Raw genomic sequence first — 16,583 nt, forward strand, 5'->3', positions numbered from 1 at the left:
ACGAACGAAGCCGGGGAGACGGGGTCCGCCCCCCGTCTCCCCGGCTTCTTCATGTCATGCGGGCACTCAGGCCACGTTCACCCTCTGCCCGGGAGGCGCGGCCTCCAGCCAGGCCAGGAAACCGGTCAGTGCGTCCTCGCTCATCGCGAGCTCCAGGCGGGTCCCGCGGTGGACACACCCGAGCACGACGGCGTCGGACAGCAGCGCCAGCTCCTCCTCGCCCTCGGGGGCGCGGCGGGCGACCACCTCGATGGAGGAGCGCTCCAGCAGCCGGCGCGGCCGCGGGGAGTACGAGAAGACGCGGAACCACTCGATGCGGTCACCGCTGTAGCGGGCGACCCCGTACACCCAGCCCTTGCCGGAGATGTCGGGTTCCTCGGACACGCCCCACCGCAGGCTGCAGTCGAAGGTGCCGCCGGAACGCTGGATGAGTCTGCGGCGCAGTCCGAAGACAAACAGCCCGATCACCACCAGGGCTACGACCAGGCCGCTCACAAGCAGAGCGAGGAGCATCTTCACCGACCTCCTCGCTCATCGAATCCCGCACCAACGAAAAACGGACGTACATCGCCTCAGCCGCGACCCGGTCTGGAAAATTCCAGCACGGACCGCGGCTGAGGTCGCACACTCTGCGGAACGGGGCTCAGTGCCCCGTTACCGCGCGCAGCCGGACATCGGCGCGACGCTCGGCGGCCGCATCGGCCTCCGACTTCGCGCGCTCCAGTGCCCGCTCCGCCCGCTGGACGTCAATCTCGTCAGCGAGCTCGGCGATCTCGGCCAGCAGGGACAGCTTGTTGTCCGCGAACGAGATGAATCCGCCGTGCACCGCGGCGACGACAGTGTTGCCCTCGCTGGTGCGGATGGTCACCGGGCCCGATTCCAGCACACCGAGAAGCGGCTGGTGACCGGGCATGACGCCGATGTCGCCGGACGTGGTGCGGGCGACAACAAGGGTGGCCTCGCCGGACCAGACATTGCGGTCCGCCGCGACCAGCTCGACGTGCAGCTCAGCAGCCAAGGTGGCTCCTCGGGTCACCACCCGGCGGGTCAGCCGGGTGTTGGGTCAAATTCTAATGGGCGTGGGGAGAGGGACGGGACACACCCGCCCCTCTCCGTCAGTCAGCTGTGCTCGCGAGGAGCGCGGCTTCAGGAGACGCCCAGCTCCTTGGCGTTGGCCTTGAGGTCCTCGATGCCACCGCACATGAAGAACGCCTGCTCGGGGAAGTGGTCGTAGTCACCGTCGCAGATCGCGTTGAACGCGGTGATCGACTCGTCGAGCGGAACGTCCGAACCGTCCACGCCGGTGAACTGCTTGGCGACGTGGGTGTTCTGCGACAGGAAGCGCTCGACGCGACGGGCACGGTGGACAACGAGCTTGTCCTCCTCGCCCAGCTCGTCGATACCGAGGATCGCGATGATGTCCTGGAGGTCCTTGTACTTCTGGAGGATCCCCTTGACACGCATGGCGGCCGCGTAGTGGTCCGCCGCGATGTACCGCGGGTCGAGGATGCGGGACGTCGAGTCCAGCGGGTCCACGGCCGGGTAGATGCCCTTCTCGGAGATCGGACGGGAGAGAACCGTCGTCGCGTCGAGGTGGGCGAACGTGGTGGCCGGCGCCGGGTCGGTCAGGTCGTCCGCGGGGACGTAGATCGCCTGCATCGAGGTGATCGAGTGACCGCGGGTCGAGGTGATGCGCTCCTGCAGCAGACCCATCTCGTCAGCCAGGTTCGGCTGGTAACCCACTGCGGACGGCATGCGGCCGAGCAGCGTGGAGACCTCGGAACCGGCCTGGGTGTAACGGAAGATGTTGTCGATGAAGAAGAGCACGTCCTGCTTCTGCACATCGCGGAAGTACTCCGCCATGGTCAGACCGGCAAGCGCGACGCGCAGACGGGTGCCCGGGGGCTCGTCCATCTGGCCGAAGACGAGCGCCGTCTTGTCGATGACGCCCGAGTCGCCCATTTCCTCGATGAGGTCGTTGCCCTCACGGGTACGCTCACCGACGCCCGCGAACACCGACACACCGTCGTGGTTGTTGGCGACGCGGTAGATCATTTCCTGGATCAGAACGGTCTTGCCGACACCGGCACCACCGAACAGACCGATCTTTCCACCCTTGACGTACGGGGTGAGAAGGTCGATGACCTTGACGCCGGTCTCGAACATCTCCGTCTTGGACTCGAGCTCGTCGAAGCTCGGGGCCTTGCGGTGGATGGGCCAGCGCTCGGTGACCTCGGCGTTCGCCTCGGGGTAGTTGAGCACCTCGCCCAGGGTGTTGAAGACCTTGCCCTTGGTGAAGTCACCAACGGGGACGGTGATGCCCTCGCCCGTGTCGGTCACCGGGGCCTGGCGGACCAGGCCGTCGGTCGGCTGCATCGAGATGGTACGGACGAGGCCGTCACCCAGGTGCTGCGCGACCTCGAGGGTCAGGGTCTTGAGCTTGCCGTCCTCGGCCGGGTCGGCGACCTGGACCTTGAGGGCGTTGTAGATCTCGGGCATGGCGTCGACGGGGAACTCCACGTCGACGACCGGGCCGATGACCCGGGCGACGCGGCCCGTGGCGGCGGCCGTCTCAACAGTGGTCGTCATTACTTGTCACTCCCCGCGGTCGCGTCAGCCATGGCGCTCGCGCCACCGACGATCTCGCTGATTTCCTGGGTGATTTCGGCCTGGCGGGCCGCGTTGGCAAGCCGGGAGAGGCTCTTGATGAGATCCCCGGCGTTGTCGGTCGCCGACTTCATCGCGCGGCGGCGGGCGGCGTGCTCGGAAGCAGCCGACTGCAGCAGTGCGTTGTAGATACGGCTCTCGACGTAGCGCGGCAGCAGGGCGTCGAGGACGTCCTCCGCCGACGGCTCGAAGTCGAACAGCGGAAGGATCTCGCCCTTCGTGCTGGTCTCCTCCTGAGCCTGGTCGAGGCTGAGCGGCAGCATCCGGCTGTCCACCGCGTTCTGCGTCATCATCGACACGAATTCCGTGTAGACGATGTGCAGCTCGTCCACGCCGCCCTCGGCCGTCTCCGTCTGGATGGCCTCGATCAGCGGCGCCGCGACGCGCTTGGCGTCGGCGTAGGCCGGGCTGTCGGTGAAGCCGGTCCACGAGTCCGCGACCTTGCGCTCGCGGAAGCCGTAGTAGGCGACACCCTTGCGGCCGACGATGTAGCTGTCGACCTCCTTGCCCTCAGCGCGCAGCCGCTCGGTGAGCCGGTCGGCCTGCTTGATGGCGTTCGAGGAGTAGCCGCCGGCCAGACCGCGGTCGCTCGTGATGAGCAGGACCGCGGCACGGGTCGGCGCCTCGACCTCGGTGGTCAGGGCGTGCTTGGTGTTCGAGCCGGTCGCCACCGCGGTCACCGCACGGGTGAGCTCGGTCGCGTACGGCATCGATGCCGCCACCTTGCGCTGCGCCTTGACGATGCGCGAGGCGGCGATCATCTCCATCGCCTTGGTGATCTTCTTGGTCGCCGTGACGGCACGGATGCGACGCTTGTAGACCCGGAGCTGCGCTCCCATGAGTCAGGTCCCTTCCGTCGTCACTTGGAGACGTTGACGGCCGGAGCGTCCTCGCCCAGGAGCTTGCCGTCAGACGTCTCGAACTGCTGCTTGAAGGCAGCGATGGCGTCCGCGATCGACGTCAGGGTGTCGTCCGACATCTTGCCGCCCTCGGCGATCGAGGTGAGGAGGTCCTTGCGCTCGCGGCGCAGGTGCTCCAGCAGCTCCGACTCGAAGCGGCGGATGTCGGCGACCGGGACGTCGTCCATCTTGCCGGTGGTACCGGCCCAGACGGAGACGACCTGCTCCTCGACGGGCATCGGCTGGTACTGGCCCTGCTTCAGCAGCTCGACCATGCGCTTGCCGCGCTCCAGCGAAGCCTTCGACGCGGCGTCCAGGTCGGAACCGAAGGCGGCGAACGCCTCCAGCTCGCGGTACTGGGCCAGGTCGACGCGAAGACGGCCGGAGACCTGCTTCATCGCCTTGTGCTGGGCCGAGCCACCGACGCGGGAGACCGAGATACCGACGTTCAGCGCCGGGCGCTGGCCCGCGTTGAACAGGTCGGACTCCAGGAAGCACTGGCCGTCGGTGATGGAGATGACGTTGGTCGGGATGAACGCCGACACGTCGTTCGCCTTGGTCTCGACGATCGGCAGACCGGTCATCGAACCGGCACCCATCTCGTCGGAGAGCTTGGCGCAGCGCTCCAGCAGACGCGAGTGCAGGTAGAAGACGTCACCCGGGTAGGCCTCACGGCCCGGCGGACGGCGCAGCAGCAGCGACACGGCGCGGTAGGCGTCGGCCTGCTTCGACAGGTCGTCGAAGATGATCAGGACGTGCTTGCCGGCGTACATCCAGTGCTGGCCGATGGCGGAACCGGTGTACGGCGCCAGGTACTTGAAGCCGGCCGGGTCGGACGCCGGGGCGGCGACGATCGTCGTGTACTCGAGCGCGCCGGCCTCTTCCAGGGCGCCGCGAACGGACGCGATGGTCGAGCCCTTCTGGCCGATGGCGACGTAGATGCAGCGGACCTGCTTGTTCACGTCGCCGGAGCGCCAGTTGTCGCGCTGGTTGATGATCGTGTCGACGGCCAGAGCGGTCTTGCCGGTCTGACGGTCACCAATGATCAGCTGACGCTGGCCACGGCCGATCGGCACCATCGCGTCGACGGCCTTGTAGCCGGTCTGCATGGGCTCGTGCACCGACTTACGGACCATGACGCCCGGGGCCTGCAGCTCGAGGGCGCGGCGGCCTTCGGTCGCGATCTCGCCGAGGCCGTCGATCGGGTTGCCGAGCGGGTCGACGACGCGGCCGAGGTAGCCCTCGCCGACACCTACGGAGAGAACCTCACCGGTGCGCTGCACCGGCTGGCCCTCCTCGATACCGCTGAACTCGCCGAGGACGATCGCACCGATCTCGCGCTCCTCGAGGTTGAGGGCGAGACCGAGGGTGCCGTCCTCGAACTTCAGCAGCTCGTTCGCCATGGCGGAGGGCAGGCCCTCCACCTTCGCGATGCCGTCGCCGGCAACGCTGACCGTTCCGACCTCCTCGCGCGAGGCCGCGTCCGGCTGGTACGACTGGACAAAGTTCTCCAGTGCGTCCCGGATCTCCTCCGGCCGGATCGTGAGCTCCGCCATCTGGGTTCCCTGCTCTCCTTGTTGGGCCTGAAGCTTCTTAGGGGTCTGGGGGCGACCCCCAGGAATCTTCTGCAAGTTCTGCACGGCCCAACCGGGCCGCTGGAAATGCGTTGTTCTATTGGTGGCCGGTCAGCCGGCCATGCGGCGCGACGCCTCGGCGAGGCGGTCCGCGATGCTGCCGTCGATGACCTCGTCGCCGACCCGCACGGTGATCCCGCCGAGGACCGCGGGGTCCACGTCGAGGTTCAGGTGCATCTGGCGGCCGTACAGCTTGGCCAGGACCGCGCCGAGACGCTGCTTCTGCACGTCGCTGAGCGGAACCGCGGTGGTCACGGTGGCGACCATGCGGTCACGGCGCTCGGCGGCGAGCTTGGAGAGGGACTCGAGTCCCGCTTCCAGGCTACGTCCACGCGGGTGCGTGACGAGACGCGTGACGAGACGCTCGGTGACGGCGTTCGCCTTGCCGCCGAGCAGGCTGCCGAGCAGCGTGCTCTTGGCGGCGGCGGTGGCCGCCCGGTCGGTCAGCGCGGCGCGCAGCTCGGTGTTCGAGGCGACGATCCGGCCGAAGCGGAACAGCTCGTCCTCGACGTTGTCGAGCGCGCCTGCCTGCTGGGCCGCCGTGAGGTCGGCGGTGGCCGCCAGCTCCTCGAGCGAGTCCACCAGGTCGCGGGACTGCGACCAGCGGGACCGGGCCATGCCCGACACCAGGTCGAGGGCTTCCCCGCCCACCTGGCCGGACAGCAGACGGCCGACCAGCTCGGCCTTGGCCTCGCCGGACTGCGCCGGGTCCGTGATGACCCGACGCAGCGAGACCTCACGGTCGAGCAGCGCGGTGACGGCAGCCAGCTCACCGGCGAGCTTCGCCGCGTCGACGGACGTGTTGTCCGTCAGCGCGTCGAGACGCTCGCGCGCGGAGGCCAGCGCCTCGCGGCTCGCTCCGTTCATCGGGCCGCCTCGGCCTTCTCCTCGAGCTCGCTGAGGAAGCGGTCGATGGTGCGGCTCTGCCGGGCGTGGTCCTCGAGGGACTCACCGACGAGCTTTCCGGCCAGGTCGGTGGCGAGCTTGCCCACGTCCTGACGCAGTGCCTGCGAGGCGGCCTTGCGGTCGGCCGCGATCTGGGCGTGGCCGGCAGCGATGATCTCCTCACGCTGCCGCTGGCCCTCTGCGCGCAGTTCTTCCTTGAGCGCAGTGCCCTGCTCCAGCGCTTCCTGGCGCAGGCGCGCGGCCTCGTGCCGGGCTTCGGCGAGCTGGGCCTTGTACTGCTCCAGCACGCTCTGGGCCTCGGTCTGAGCGGCCTCAGCCTTCTCGATACCGCCCTCGATCTGCTCGCGACGCTCGTCCAGAACCTTGTTGATGTTCGGGAGGAGCTTCTTCGCGAGGAAACCGAAGACGATGACGAAGGCGATCAGACCGATGACGAGCTCGGGGATCGGCGGGACGAGCGGGTTTTCCGTCTCGGCCGCGAGAACCAGGAGGTTCACATCAGTGCCTTTCGTCTAATCGGACTAGTGGTCGCGGTTCGTCAGCTGTAGACGAACGGCATGACCAGACCGATGAGGGCGAGCGCCTCACAGAAGGCGAAGCCGAGGATCTGGTTGGCGCGGATCAGACCGGCAGCCTCGGGCTGACGGGCGAGAGCCTGCGTGCCGTTACCGAAGATGATGCCGACGCCGACACCCGGGCCGATGGCCGCGAGACCGTAACCAACGGAGCTGAGGGAGCCGGTGACGCCTTCGGCGGCAGCGAGGATCTGGGACATGCCAGTTCTTCCTTCTCTTTCACGGACCGGTGGGGGTTGGCCACCGGACGACAGGGGGTTTGGGGGAGGGCGGGACTCAGTGGTGCTCGGCGAGTGCGCCCTGGATGAAGCTGCAGGCCAGCAGTACGAAGACGTAGGCCTGGACAGCCTGGATGAAGAGCTCGAAGGCCGTCATCACGATGACCATGATGAAAGAGACGCCCGCGTAGGCGATCCCGATCCCGTTCAGCAGGTACCAGCTGGCGATGGTGAACAGCAGCAGCAGGGTGTGACCGGCGAACATGTTCGCGAACAGTCGGACCGCGTGGGTGAACGGGCGCACCAGGACGTTCGAGAAGAACTCGATGACCATGACCAGGGGCAGGACGCCGCCGAGCGACTTGTCGTAGCCCGTCAGGTTCTTGAGTCCGCCGACGAAGCCGTGACGCTTGAACGTCACCGACATCCAGATGAAGTAGACGATCGCCGCGAGGGCCGCCGGGTACGCGATGATCGCGGTCACCGGGAACTGGGCCACGGGGACGATCGACCAGACGTTCAGGACCCAGACGAAGAAGAACAGCGACACCATGAAGGGGACGTACTTCTCGCCCTCCTTCTTGCCCAGCGTCTCGTACACGATGCCGCGGCGCACGAAGTCGTAACCGGCCTCGGCGACCATCTGCAGCTTGCCCGGTACGACCTTCGGCTTCCGGAACGCGGCCCAGAAGAAGGCGACGATGATCACCGAGCCCAGGAGGGCCAGCAGCATCGGCTTGTTGAAGTACGCACTGGTGGTGCCGGCTTCGCCCCACAGCGGCTCGAAGAGGAACGAGTGCAGGCCCGGGCCGGGGAAGCCACATCCGTCGAAGATGTGACAGTCGGTCTCGAAAGCGAGCACCTGCGTCAGGTCAGCACTCACCGCGGGCTCCTTCAGCGTGGCGCATAGGTACGGCAACCTCGTTGTGTCGGCGCGGCGCACAGCCGCTGTTCGGCACTGGACTGGTGTTACGGGTGTGGGGGCGGCGATCAGGCATCGAGCCTCGCGATGGAACAGGCGTCAGCTCAGATGCCCGCGCCCGCAATGCCGCAGTTGGAACCGGACGATAGCAGCATCTCGAACGCTCGCTTATCCCGGCCCTACCCCTCACGACTTCGGCCCCGAATTCTCGGGCTTGTCGCCCTTCGTCGAGTCCGGTTCGACGTAGAGGATCTTGGCCTTCATGTGAGCACGCGTCTGAGCGCCGATCCACACGAGGGTGGTGGCGACGAGCGTGATCGCGAAGGCCTTGGGGTGGAACAACGTCGTGTTCTTGAACACGGCGAGAAAGACGAAGAGCAGCAGGATCTGGGCCGTGTAGAGCATCAGCCCCATGGCCTGGAACAAGTGCGGCAGCGATTTCGCGGTGCGTTGCAGAACGACGAATCCGATGCCCATGAACAGCATCACCAGCAGAGTGGCGATGACAGCGCCAAGAGCCCCCTTGCCGCCGGCCACAACGGCGCTGATGACGGCGGCAAGAGCGCCGGCGGCAGCCGTGGGGACAGCACATTGCAGGAGGGATCGGACGTCATCTGACCGCATGGCGGGTTGCTCCGCGTGGTGGTGGGGGCACGGACTCGTACGGGACGAGCGTAAGCCCGGTCCGAGATGGATCCTCGGGCCGATGGGCCGTCGCACTACGGTCCTTCGGCTCTGTCGCCGGGTTTAGTGAACGGTATCACAAACTATTTGATGAGAGCTTTACCTGCGGAGTGTGCTGACTGTCACACATGAGAGCTAACCCGCCCGTGTGTGCACGACAAGCCGTGGTTGTGTGTGGTAAAGGCCGCCCATGTCGGACATGTGCTGCGGCCGTCAGCGCGTCGACTCCGCCTTACGCCGGTCGGGGAAGCGCGAACGGGGGCCTACCGCGGTCGCTCCGTTGACGCCCGAGACGCCGACCCTGACCGGCCTGGCCGGCTCCGGCTCGCGGCCCGAGGCATCCTGCGCGGCCGCCTCCGCGGCGCGCTCCGCGTGCCGGTAGCGCGGCGGGACCAGGCCCTCGGCCCACCGCGGGGCACGCGGGGTGAAGCGCGGCAGGAGCAGCAGGACCAGGCCCACCGCGCTCAGCGCGACGATGGCGAGCACGATCCACATCGAGGCGGAATGCACCGAATAGGCCACCGCGCCGAAGGCGATCAGCCCTGACCAGAAGTACATGATCAGCACCGCGCGGCTGTGCGAATGCCCGAGTTCCAGCAGCCGGTGGTGCAGGTGCCCGCGGTCGGCCGCGAACGGCGACTGGCCCTTCCACGTACGCCGCACGATGGCCAGGATCAGGTCCGCCATCGGGATGGCGATGATCGTCAGCGGCAGCAGAAGCGGAATGAAGACCGGGATCATCGCGTGCACCGCGTTGCGCTCACCGCCGGCGAACAGGGCCATGGTGTCCGGGTCCACCTGCCCGGTGATCGAAATCGCGGCGGCGGCCAGCACCAGGCCGATGAGCATCGATCCGGAATCGCCCATGAAGATCCGGGCCGGGTGCATGTTGTGCGGCAGGAAGCCGAGGCACATGCCCATCAGGATCGCCGCGAACAGCGTCGCGGGCGCGGCCGCCTCGATGCCGTACCCGAACCAGATCCGGTACGAGTAGAGGAAGAACGCGGCGGCGGCGATGCAGACCATGCCGGCGGCCAGGCCGTCGAGCCCGTCCACGAAGTTCACCGCGTTGATGGTGATCACCACGAGGGCCACCGTGAGCAGGTTGCCCTGCCACTGGGTCAGCGCGACCGTCCCGATGCCCGGGACGGGGATCCACAGGATGGTCAGACCCTGCATGACCATCACACCGGCGGCGATCATCTGCGCGCCGAGCTTGATCAGGGCGTCGATCTCGAACTTGTCGTCGAGCACGCCGATCAGCCAGATCAGGGCCGCTCCGGAGAGCAGCGCCCGCGGTTCGTTCGACAGCTCGAAGACGCCGTTGAGGTTGCGCAGGTGGTCCGCGACCAGCAGCCCCGCGCACAGTCCGCCGAACATGGCGATGCCGCCGAGCCGCGGAGTGGGCTCGCGGTGCACGTCGCGGGCGCGGATCTCCGGCATCGCACCGGCCGCGATCGCGAACTTCCGCACGGGCCCGGTGAGCAGGTAGGTCACCGCGACCGTGACGCAAAGCGTCAGCAGATATTCACGCACGGGCTGCCCCAGATGTATCGCCGGCCATCTCAGCCCCACACATTAGCTGCGATGTACCCCTCACCGAGGACGCGAGGGGGCGGTATCCCGGTTGCGGTACGCCCCGCTTGTCCGCCTTACACCCCGTACGGGGGAAATCCACGCGTCAGCTCGCTCACTTCCGCGCGGGTGTTCGCCGCTTCCGCGCGCAATGCGGCGGTGAACAGGGCGGCGATCCGGGCCATCTCCGGCTCCCGCATGCCCTGGGTGGTGACGGCGGCCGTGCCGAGCCGGATCCCGCGCTGGTCCCCGTACGGGAGGGCGCAGGTGTCCAGCACGATCCCGGCGGCGGCGAGCCGGCCGCGGGCGGTCGGGCCGTCGAGGCCGAGCGGCGCCGGGTCGGCGGTGATCAGATGGGTGTCGGTGCCGCCCGTCGTCACCGCGAACCCGTTGGCCGCGAGCGCTTCGGCCAGCACCCGGGCATTGGCCACCACCCGGTGGGCGTACGTGGTGAACGCGGGCGCAGCGGCCTCGCCGAAGGCCACCGCCTTGGCGGCGATGGTGTGCATCTGGGCGCCGCCCTGGGTGAAGGGGAACACCGCCCGGTCGATCCGCTCGGCGAACTCGGCGCCGCACAGGACCATCCCGCCGCGCGGGCCGCGCAGCACCTTGTGGGTCGTCGCGCAGACGACGTCGGCGTACGGGACGGGGCTGGGCGCGGCCCCGCCGGCGACGAGCCCGATGGGATGGGCGGCGTCCGCGATGAGGTAGGCCCCGACCTCGTCGGCGATCTCCCGGAACACCGAGTACTCCGGGTGCCGCGAGTAGGAGATCGACCCGCAGACGATCGCCTTGGGCCGGTGCGCCCGCGCCAGCTCCTGCACCTGCCGGTAGTCGATGAGGCCGCTCTCGGCGTCGACGCCGTACCCGACGAAGTCGAACCAGCGTCCGGAGAAGTTGGCCGGCGAACCGTGGGTGAGGTGCCCGCCGTACGGGAGGCCCATTGCCAGCACGGTGTCCCCGGGCCGCAGCAGCGCGGCGTACGCGGCCAGCACGGCGGAGGAACCGGAATGCGGCTGCACGTTGGCGTGCTCGACGCCGAACAGTGCGCGGGCCCGTTCGACGGCCAGTCCTTCGGCGAGGTCGGCGTACTCGCAGCCGCCGTGGTACCGATGGCCCGGATACCCCTCGGCGTACTTGTTGGCGAGCGCCGAGCCGAGCGCGGCGAGCACGGCGGGCGAGGTGAAGTTCTCGGCGGCGCTCAGCTGCAGGGTGGCGGCCTGGCGCTGCGCCTCTCCTGCGAGCACGTCGGCCATCTGCGGGTCCTGCTGCCGCAGCAGGTCCGTGGGCGGGGTGATGACGCTCATGGCGACTCCCAGTGGCCGGTCCCGGATAGGCCCACTCTAGGCCCGGGGCCCTGATCCCGCCCTGCGGACCTTCCGGCGCCGCCCGGCGAGATCCGGCCACGCCGGCGTTCGAGGCGCGGGTCCGGGCAGAGCCCGGCATGGGGAGAAGGGGCGGGGCGGACAGGAGGCTCGGCGCAGCGGCAGCCCTCAGCGGCGGGCCGTGACGCCCGTCAGGGCTGTGACCACCGGGTCCAGGGCCTGGTTGATCTCGTCGCCGATCGAGCGGAAGAAGGTGATCGGCGCCCCGTACGGGTCGTACACCTCGTCCGCGTCGGGCGACGGCGCCAGCAGCCAGCCGCGCAGCGCGGCCGCGGCCCGTACCAGCGCACGGGCCCGCTCCGCGACGCCGTCGTCCAGCGGCGGCAGCGTGGCCGGATCTATGGCCCGCACCAGCCGCGTGAACTCCTTCAGGGTGAACGTGCGCAGCCCCGCCGAGTGCCCCATCGAGATGACCTGCGCACGGTGGTCGCGCGTGGCGGTCAGCACGAGGTCGGCGCGTATGACGTGCTCGTCGAGCAGCTCCCGCCCGGTGAACCCGGAGGCGTCCGCGCCGAAGTCCGCGAGCACGGCCGCCGCGTTCGCCTCCATCGGGGCGCCCTCGTGGCCCCACGTCCCCGCGCTCTCCACGATCAGGTCGCTCGCCGGGATGCCCCCCAGCCGGTGCGCCAGCGCATGCCGGGTCAGCCGCTCGGTGATGGGCGAGCGGCACACGTTGCCGGTGCTGACGTGGAGGATGCGGAAGGTGTCCCCTCCGGCTGCCGCCGGGTGGGGGTCCCCCCAGCCGTGGCTGCCGCCGGGGGTGTGCCCGCTTGCTATGCCACGCCCCTGAGGGCTCACGGGGCCACCTCGAGGTCGGGTACGACCTCCCGCAGCTGCGCGGCGGTCAGCGCCCCCTCGCGCAGCAGGACGGGAACCTTGCCGGTGACGTCGACGATCGACGAGGGCTGCATCCCCGGCGTCGGACCGCCGTCCAGGTACACGGACACGGAGTCGCCCAGCATCTCGCGCGCCGCGTCGCAGTCCTCCGGCGCCGGGTGCCCGGTCAGGTTCGCCGAGGACACGGCCATCGGGCCGACCTCGGTGAGCAGCTCGATGGCGACGGGGTGCAGCGGCATGCGGACGGCCACGGTGCCGCGGGTCTCCCCCAGGTCCCAGGCGAGCGACGGCTGGTGCTTGGCGACCAGCGTCAGCGCGCCCGGCCAGAAGGCGTCGACGAGCTCCCAGGCCTGCTCGGAGAAGTCCGTGACGAGGCCGTGCAGGGTGTTCGGGGAGCCGATGAGCACGGGGGTCGGCATGTTGCGGCCGCGCCCCTTGGCGGCGAGCAGGTCGCCGACGGCCTCCGCGCTGAAGGCGTCCGCGCCGATCCCGTACAGGGTGTCGGTGGGCAGCACGACAAGCTCGCCGCGGCGCACGGCGGATGCGGCTTCACGCAGACCCGTCTTGCGGTCCGTCGCGTCGTTGCAGTCGTATCGCCGGGCCATCAGCGGGACTCCTCGTGCAGCAGGGGGGTGGAGGGGTGGGTCGCGCCCGTCACGGCAGGGCCTTGCGGGCGGTGGCGAAGCGGGGGCGGTTGTTCAGGTCGGGGTGGTCGGCGGCGTCGGCCCAGCCGCGCTCCTCCGCGAAGATCCACGGCACCTGGCCGCCCTGGGTGTCGGCGTGCTCGATGACGACGATGCCGCCGGGCCGCAGCAGCCGGTGCGCGGTGCGCTCGATGCCGCGGATGGTGTCGAGGCCGTCCTCTCCGGAGAAGAGGGCCATCTCCGGATCGTGGTCGCGGGCCTCGGGGGCCACGTACTCCCACTCGGTGAGCGGGATGTACGGCGGGTTGGAGATCACCAGGTCGACCTGCCCGTCCAGCTCGGGCAGCGCGCTCAGCGCGTCGCCCTGGTGGACGGTGACCCGGGAGCCCTCGGCGTTCTTGCGGGTCCACCGCAGGGCGTCCTCGGACAGCTCGACCGCGTGCACGCGCGAGCGCGGCACCTCCTGCGCCATGGCCAGTGCGATGGCGCCGGACCCGGTGCACAGGTCCACGATCATCGGCTCGACGACGTCCATCGCCCGGACGGCGTGTATGGCCCAGTCCACGACCGACTCGGTCTCGGGCCGGGGCACGAAGACCCCGGGCCCGACCTGGAGCTCCAGGTAGCGGAAGAAGGCGCGGCCGGTGATGTGCTGGAGCGGCTCGCGCGCCTCGCGGCGGGCGACGGCCTCCCAGTAGCGGGCGTCGAAGTCCGTGTCCTTGACGTGGTGCAGTTCCCCCCGCTTGACGCCGTGCACGAAGGCCGCGAGCTCCTCCGCGTCGAAGCGCGGTGAGGGCACGCCGGCGGCGGCCAGCCGCTGGGTGGCCTGGGCCACCTCGGCAAGCAGCAAGTTCACGCTGGTCCTCCGGGCTGCTGTCGTACGGGGGTGGAGCGGGTGCCGGTGTCGGCGAGGTCGAGCAGGTCAGGCGGGGGTCAGTGCGCGGACGCCAGCTTGGCGGCCGAGTCCGCGTCGACGCAGGCCTGGATCATCGAATCGAGGTCGCCGTCGAGCACCTGGTCCAAGTTGTACGCCTTGAACCCGGTCCGGTGGTCCGAGATCCGGTTTTCCGGGAAGTTGTACGTACGGATCTTCTCGGAGCGGTCCACCGAGCGCACCTGGCTGCGGCGCACGTCGGAGGCCTCCTGCTCGGCGGCCTCCTGGGCCGCGGCCAGCAGGCGCGACCGCAGGATGCGCATCGCCTGCTCCTTGTTCTGGAGCTGGCTCTTCTCGTTCTGGCAGGAGGCGACCACACCGGTCGGGATGTGCGTGATGCGCACGGCGGAGTCGGTGGTGTTGACGGACTGGCCGCCGGGGCCCGACGAGCGGTACACGTCGATGCGGAGGTCGTTCGGGTTGATCTCGACCTCGACCTCCTCGGCCTCCGGGGTGACGAGCACGCCGGCGGCGGAGGTGTGGATGCGGCCCTGCGACTCGGTGGCCGGAACACGCTGGACGCGGTGCACGCCGCCCTCGTACTTCATACGGGCCCAGACGCCCTGGCCGGGCTCGGTGGCACCGTTGCCGCCCTTGGTTCGGACGGAGACCTGGACGTCCTTGTAGCCGCCGAGCTCGGACTCGGTGGAGTCGATGATCTCGGTCTTCCAGCCCACCCGCTCGGCGTAGCGCAGGTACATGCGCAGCAGGTCGCCGGCGAACAGGGCGGACTCGTCGCCGCCCGCGCCCGCCTTGATCTCCAGGAGCACGTCCTTGTCGTCGCTGGGGTCGCGCGGGACGAGCAGCAGGCGGAGCTTCTCGGTGAGCTCCTCGCGCTGCGCGCTCAGTTCCTTCACCTCGGCAACGAAGTCCGGGTCGTCGGCCGCGAACTCCTTCGCCGTCTCGATGTCCTCGGCGGACTGCTTCCAGGCACGGAAGGTCGCGACGATCGGGGTCAGTTCCGCATAGCGCTTGTTGAGCTTGCGCGCGTTGGCCTGATCCGAGTGGACCGAAGGGTCGGCGAGCTTCTTCTCAAGGTCGGCGTGCTCGCCGACCAGTTCCTCGACCGCCTCGAACATCGGGGGCTCCTGGGGTGAAAAGTACGAAAAAGGGCTGCGGGACGACAAAGGCGCCGGTCCGGCTGCCCCCGTGTGGACAGGGTGCAGCCGGGGTCCGGCGCCGGGGGCTCGCTACTTCGAGCCGGCAGCCTTGCCGAAGCGGGCCTCGAAGCGGGCGACACGGCCACCGGTGTCGAGGATCTTCTGCTTGCCCGTGTAGAACGGGTGGCACTCGGAGCAGACCTCGGCACGGATGGTGCCCTCGGTCAGGGTGCTACGGGTGGTGAACGACGCGCCACAGGTGCAGCTGACCTGGGTCTCGACGTACTCGGGGTGAACATCGCGCTTCAAGGTGTCTCCTAGATTCGGGAGGGCGCCGGGTCGCAGGAGCCGAATTGCGCACTGCGTGAACCGGGGCCGACAGACCAGTCTGCCAGGACCGGGCTGCCTGTCAAAATTCTGAGGACGCCTCCCTCAACGGGGCGGGGGCGGCATCTATTCCGGGGTCGTGCAGAACGTCCCTGAGCAGGCTTTTCACGGCTGCTGGACGATCGCGCCGGCCGTTCCCTTGTCACCCATCGAGTTCGCGGTGGCCTCGGCGGGGACCGGCTGGTCGGCCAGGAGGGCGCTCCAGACCAGCTGGCACTCCTTGGCCAGCGGGGCGACCCGGTCGGCGTCGCGGGCGTCCGGACCCACGGGCAGCGTGATCATCTTCATGTCCTGGGCGTCGATGCCCTGGAGGCTCTGGGCGAAGCCCATGAGGGACTTCACGTCGCCGAGCGACTTGTCGGTGGTGAGCGCCTTGGTGCCGGTGTCGGCGAGGTCGAGCAGGCGCTTCGGGTTGTCGAAGATGCCGATGCCCCTGACCTGCTTGATCAGGGCCTTCATGAACGCCTGCTGGAGTTGTATTCGGCCCAGGTCGCTGCCGTCGCCGACGCTCTTGCGGGTCCGTACGAGGCCCAGGGCCTGCTCGCCGTTCAGCTTGTTGGGGCCGGCCGGGAGGTCGAGGTGGCTCGAGCCGTCCTTGATGGGCTTGGTGGTGGTGAGCTGGACGCCGCCGAGGTTGTCGATGATCTTCTTGAAGCCGGTGAAGTCGACCTCGATGTAGTGGTCCATGCGGATCCCCGACATCTTCTCGACGGTCTTGACCGCGCAGGCGGCCCCGCCGATGGTGAACGACTCGTTGAACTGCGAGCGCGAGCTGCCGCGGTCGGTCTTGCCGTTGCCCAGCGTGCACGGCGGCCGGTTGACCATGGTGTCGCGCGGGATCGAGACGACGGTGGCCTGCTTGTGGCCCTCGTTCAGGTGGACGATCATCGCCGTGTCGGAGCGGGCCGAGCCGCCGTCGTCCTGGCCGTACTCGGAATTCGCGCCGCCGCGGGAGTCGGAGCCGAGGACGAGGATGTCCATCGAGCCGTTGTCCACGTTCTGCGGGCGGTCGGTGCCGAGCGCCTGGTCGATGTCGACCGTCTTCAGGTTCCCGTTCAGGTGGAAGTAGAACCAGCCGAGACCCGCCCCGCCCAGGAGGACCACGCCGGCGGCGCTCCACGCGGCGATGACGAGGGCCTTGCGCCGCTTCGAGGGTTTCCGTCGGCGTCGGCCCGCGGCGCGCCGGCCGCTGCCCCTGCTGTCCTCGCTCATGCTC

18 protein-coding genes are annotated in these 16,583 nt (G+C 69.1%); all 18 read right to left on the bottom strand.

What is annotated here, in order from left to right:
• Positions 1 to 66 precede the first annotated feature (66 nt).
• The gene (locus AB5J51_RS14305; RefSeq protein ID WP_030295266.1) at positions 67 to 513 is read right to left on the bottom strand and encodes a DUF2550 domain-containing protein; all 447 of its coding nucleotides are present in this window, start codon (positions 511 to 513) and stop codon (positions 67 to 69) included.
• Positions 514 to 643: 130 nt separating this feature from the next.
• Positions 644 to 1,018 carry a F0F1 ATP synthase subunit epsilon gene (locus tag AB5J51_RS14310; protein WP_008738187.1) on the bottom strand — a complete coding sequence of 125 codons (375 nt, stop codon included), beginning with the start codon at positions 1,016 to 1,018 and terminating at the stop codon, positions 644 to 646.
• Positions 1,019 to 1,146: 128 nt separating this feature from the next.
• Positions 1,147 to 2,589, bottom strand: a complete 1,443-nt coding sequence (gene atpD / locus AB5J51_RS14315; RefSeq protein ID WP_136224964.1) for a F0F1 ATP synthase subunit beta — start codon at positions 2,587 to 2,589, stop codon at positions 1,147 to 1,149.
• Positions 2,589 to 3,506, bottom strand: a complete 918-nt coding sequence (locus AB5J51_RS14320) for a F0F1 ATP synthase subunit gamma (RefSeq protein ID WP_136224963.1) — start codon at positions 3,504 to 3,506, stop codon at positions 2,589 to 2,591. Before AB5J51_RS14320 ends, atpD begins: the two co-directional genes overlap by 1 nt.
• 20 nt (positions 3,507 to 3,526) lie before the next feature.
• On the bottom strand, positions 3,527 to 5,122 hold the full coding sequence (atpA, locus tag AB5J51_RS14325; protein WP_136224962.1) for a F0F1 ATP synthase subunit alpha: 1,596 nt from the start codon (positions 5,120 to 5,122) through the stop codon (positions 3,527 to 3,529).
• Positions 5,123 to 5,251: 129 nt separating this feature from the next.
• The gene (locus AB5J51_RS14330) at positions 5,252 to 6,067 is read right to left on the bottom strand and encodes a F0F1 ATP synthase subunit delta (protein WP_053784697.1); all 816 of its coding nucleotides are present in this window, start codon (positions 6,065 to 6,067) and stop codon (positions 5,252 to 5,254) included.
• Entirely contained in the window at positions 6,064 to 6,603 is a 540-nt protein-coding gene (locus AB5J51_RS14335; protein WP_053784696.1) for a F0F1 ATP synthase subunit B, read from the bottom strand. The genes AB5J51_RS14330 and AB5J51_RS14335 overlap by 4 nt, the downstream gene beginning before the upstream one ends.
• 41 nt (positions 6,604 to 6,644) lie before the next feature.
• Entirely contained in the window at positions 6,645 to 6,881 is a 237-nt protein-coding gene (locus AB5J51_RS14340; protein WP_030295275.1) for an ATP synthase subunit C, read from the bottom strand.
• A gap of 76 nt (positions 6,882 to 6,957) precedes the next feature.
• On the bottom strand, positions 6,958 to 7,782 hold the full coding sequence (gene atpB / locus AB5J51_RS14345) for a F0F1 ATP synthase subunit A (RefSeq protein WP_133896869.1): 825 nt from the start codon (positions 7,780 to 7,782) through the stop codon (positions 6,958 to 6,960).
• 225 nt (positions 7,783 to 8,007) lie between these two features.
• Positions 8,008 to 8,445, bottom strand: coding sequence for a hypothetical protein (locus AB5J51_RS14350; protein ID WP_053784694.1), 438 nt, complete (start codon positions 8,443 to 8,445; stop codon positions 8,008 to 8,010).
• A 273-nt stretch (positions 8,446 to 8,718) separates the two neighbouring features.
• On the bottom strand, positions 8,719 to 10,053 hold the full coding sequence (locus tag AB5J51_RS14355; RefSeq protein WP_199827952.1) for an MraY family glycosyltransferase: 1,335 nt from the start codon (positions 10,051 to 10,053) through the stop codon (positions 8,719 to 8,721).
• Positions 10,054 to 10,157: 104 nt separating this feature from the next.
• The gene (glyA, locus tag AB5J51_RS14360) at positions 10,158 to 11,387 is read right to left on the bottom strand and encodes a serine hydroxymethyltransferase (protein ID WP_369777830.1); all 1,230 of its coding nucleotides are present in this window, start codon (positions 11,385 to 11,387) and stop codon (positions 10,158 to 10,160) included.
• A 186-nt stretch (positions 11,388 to 11,573) separates the two neighbouring features.
• Positions 11,574 to 12,263: a protein-tyrosine-phosphatase gene (locus tag AB5J51_RS14365; protein WP_369777831.1), complete on the bottom strand. Its 690-nt coding sequence runs from the start codon at positions 12,261 to 12,263 to the stop codon at positions 11,574 to 11,576.
• Complete coding sequence (locus tag AB5J51_RS14370) at positions 12,260 to 12,907, bottom strand: L-threonylcarbamoyladenylate synthase (protein WP_053784692.1); 648 nt, start codon at positions 12,905 to 12,907, stop codon at positions 12,260 to 12,262. The genes AB5J51_RS14365 and AB5J51_RS14370 overlap by 4 nt, the downstream gene beginning before the upstream one ends.
• A gap of 49 nt (positions 12,908 to 12,956) precedes the next feature.
• Entirely contained in the window at positions 12,957 to 13,802 is an 846-nt protein-coding gene (gene prmC, locus AB5J51_RS14375) for a peptide chain release factor N(5)-glutamine methyltransferase (RefSeq protein WP_053784691.1), read from the bottom strand.
• A gap of 77 nt (positions 13,803 to 13,879) precedes the next feature.
• Positions 13,880 to 14,959, bottom strand: coding sequence for a peptide chain release factor 1 (gene prfA / locus AB5J51_RS14380; protein WP_053784690.1), 1,080 nt, complete (start codon positions 14,957 to 14,959; stop codon positions 13,880 to 13,882).
• A 111-nt stretch (positions 14,960 to 15,070) separates the two neighbouring features.
• The gene (rpmE, locus tag AB5J51_RS14385; RefSeq protein WP_030153765.1) at positions 15,071 to 15,289 is read right to left on the bottom strand and encodes a 50S ribosomal protein L31; all 219 of its coding nucleotides are present in this window, start codon (positions 15,287 to 15,289) and stop codon (positions 15,071 to 15,073) included.
• Positions 15,290 to 15,472: 183 nt separating this feature from the next.
• Complete coding sequence (locus tag AB5J51_RS14390) at positions 15,473 to 16,579, bottom strand: LCP family protein (protein ID WP_030295289.1); 1,107 nt, start codon at positions 16,577 to 16,579, stop codon at positions 15,473 to 15,475.
• Positions 16,580 to 16,583 lie beyond the last annotated feature (4 nt).

This window comes from Streptomyces sp. R33, assembly GCF_041200175.1.
In the GTDB taxonomy this organism is placed as follows: Bacteria; Actinomycetota; Actinomycetes; order Streptomycetales; family Streptomycetaceae; genus Streptomyces; species Streptomyces katrae_B.

What these genes read in the sequence shown, in the direction of transcription:
- AB5J51_RS14340 (WP_030295275.1), bottom strand. Translation starts at nt 6,881, where the DNA reads ATGTCCCAGATCCTCGCTGCCGCCGAAGGCGTCACCGGCTCCCTCAGC.
- prfA (WP_053784690.1), bottom strand. Translation starts at nt 14,959, where the DNA reads ATGTTCGAGGCGGTCGAGGAACTGGTCGGCGAGCACGCCGACCTTGAG.
- AB5J51_RS14370 (WP_053784692.1), bottom strand. Translation starts at nt 12,907, where the DNA reads ATGGCCCGGCGATACGACTGCAACGACGCGACGGACCGCAAGACGGGT.
- AB5J51_RS14320 (WP_136224963.1), bottom strand. Translation starts at nt 3,506, where the DNA reads ATGGGAGCGCAGCTCCGGGTCTACAAGCGTCGCATCCGTGCCGTCACG.
- atpD (WP_136224964.1), bottom strand. Translation starts at nt 2,589, where the DNA reads ATGACGACCACTGTTGAGACGGCCGCCGCCACGGGCCGCGTCGCCCGG.
- glyA (WP_369777830.1), bottom strand. Translation starts at nt 11,387, where the DNA reads ATGAGCGTCATCACCCCGCCCACGGACCTGCTGCGGCAGCAGGACCCG.
- AB5J51_RS14390 (WP_030295289.1), bottom strand. Translation starts at nt 16,579, where the DNA reads ATGAGCGAGGACAGCAGGGGCAGCGGCCGGCGCGCCGCGGGCCGACGC.
- AB5J51_RS14305 (WP_030295266.1), bottom strand. Translation starts at nt 513, where the DNA reads ATGCTCCTCGCTCTGCTTGTGAGCGGCCTGGTCGTAGCCCTGGTGGTG.
- AB5J51_RS14350 (WP_053784694.1), bottom strand. Translation starts at nt 8,445, where the DNA reads ATGCGGTCAGATGACGTCCGATCCCTCCTGCAATGTGCTGTCCCCACG.
- AB5J51_RS14330 (WP_053784697.1), bottom strand. Translation starts at nt 6,067, where the DNA reads ATGAACGGAGCGAGCCGCGAGGCGCTGGCCTCCGCGCGCGAGCGTCTC.
- atpA (WP_136224962.1), bottom strand. Translation starts at nt 5,122, where the DNA reads ATGGCGGAGCTCACGATCCGGCCGGAGGAGATCCGGGACGCACTGGAG.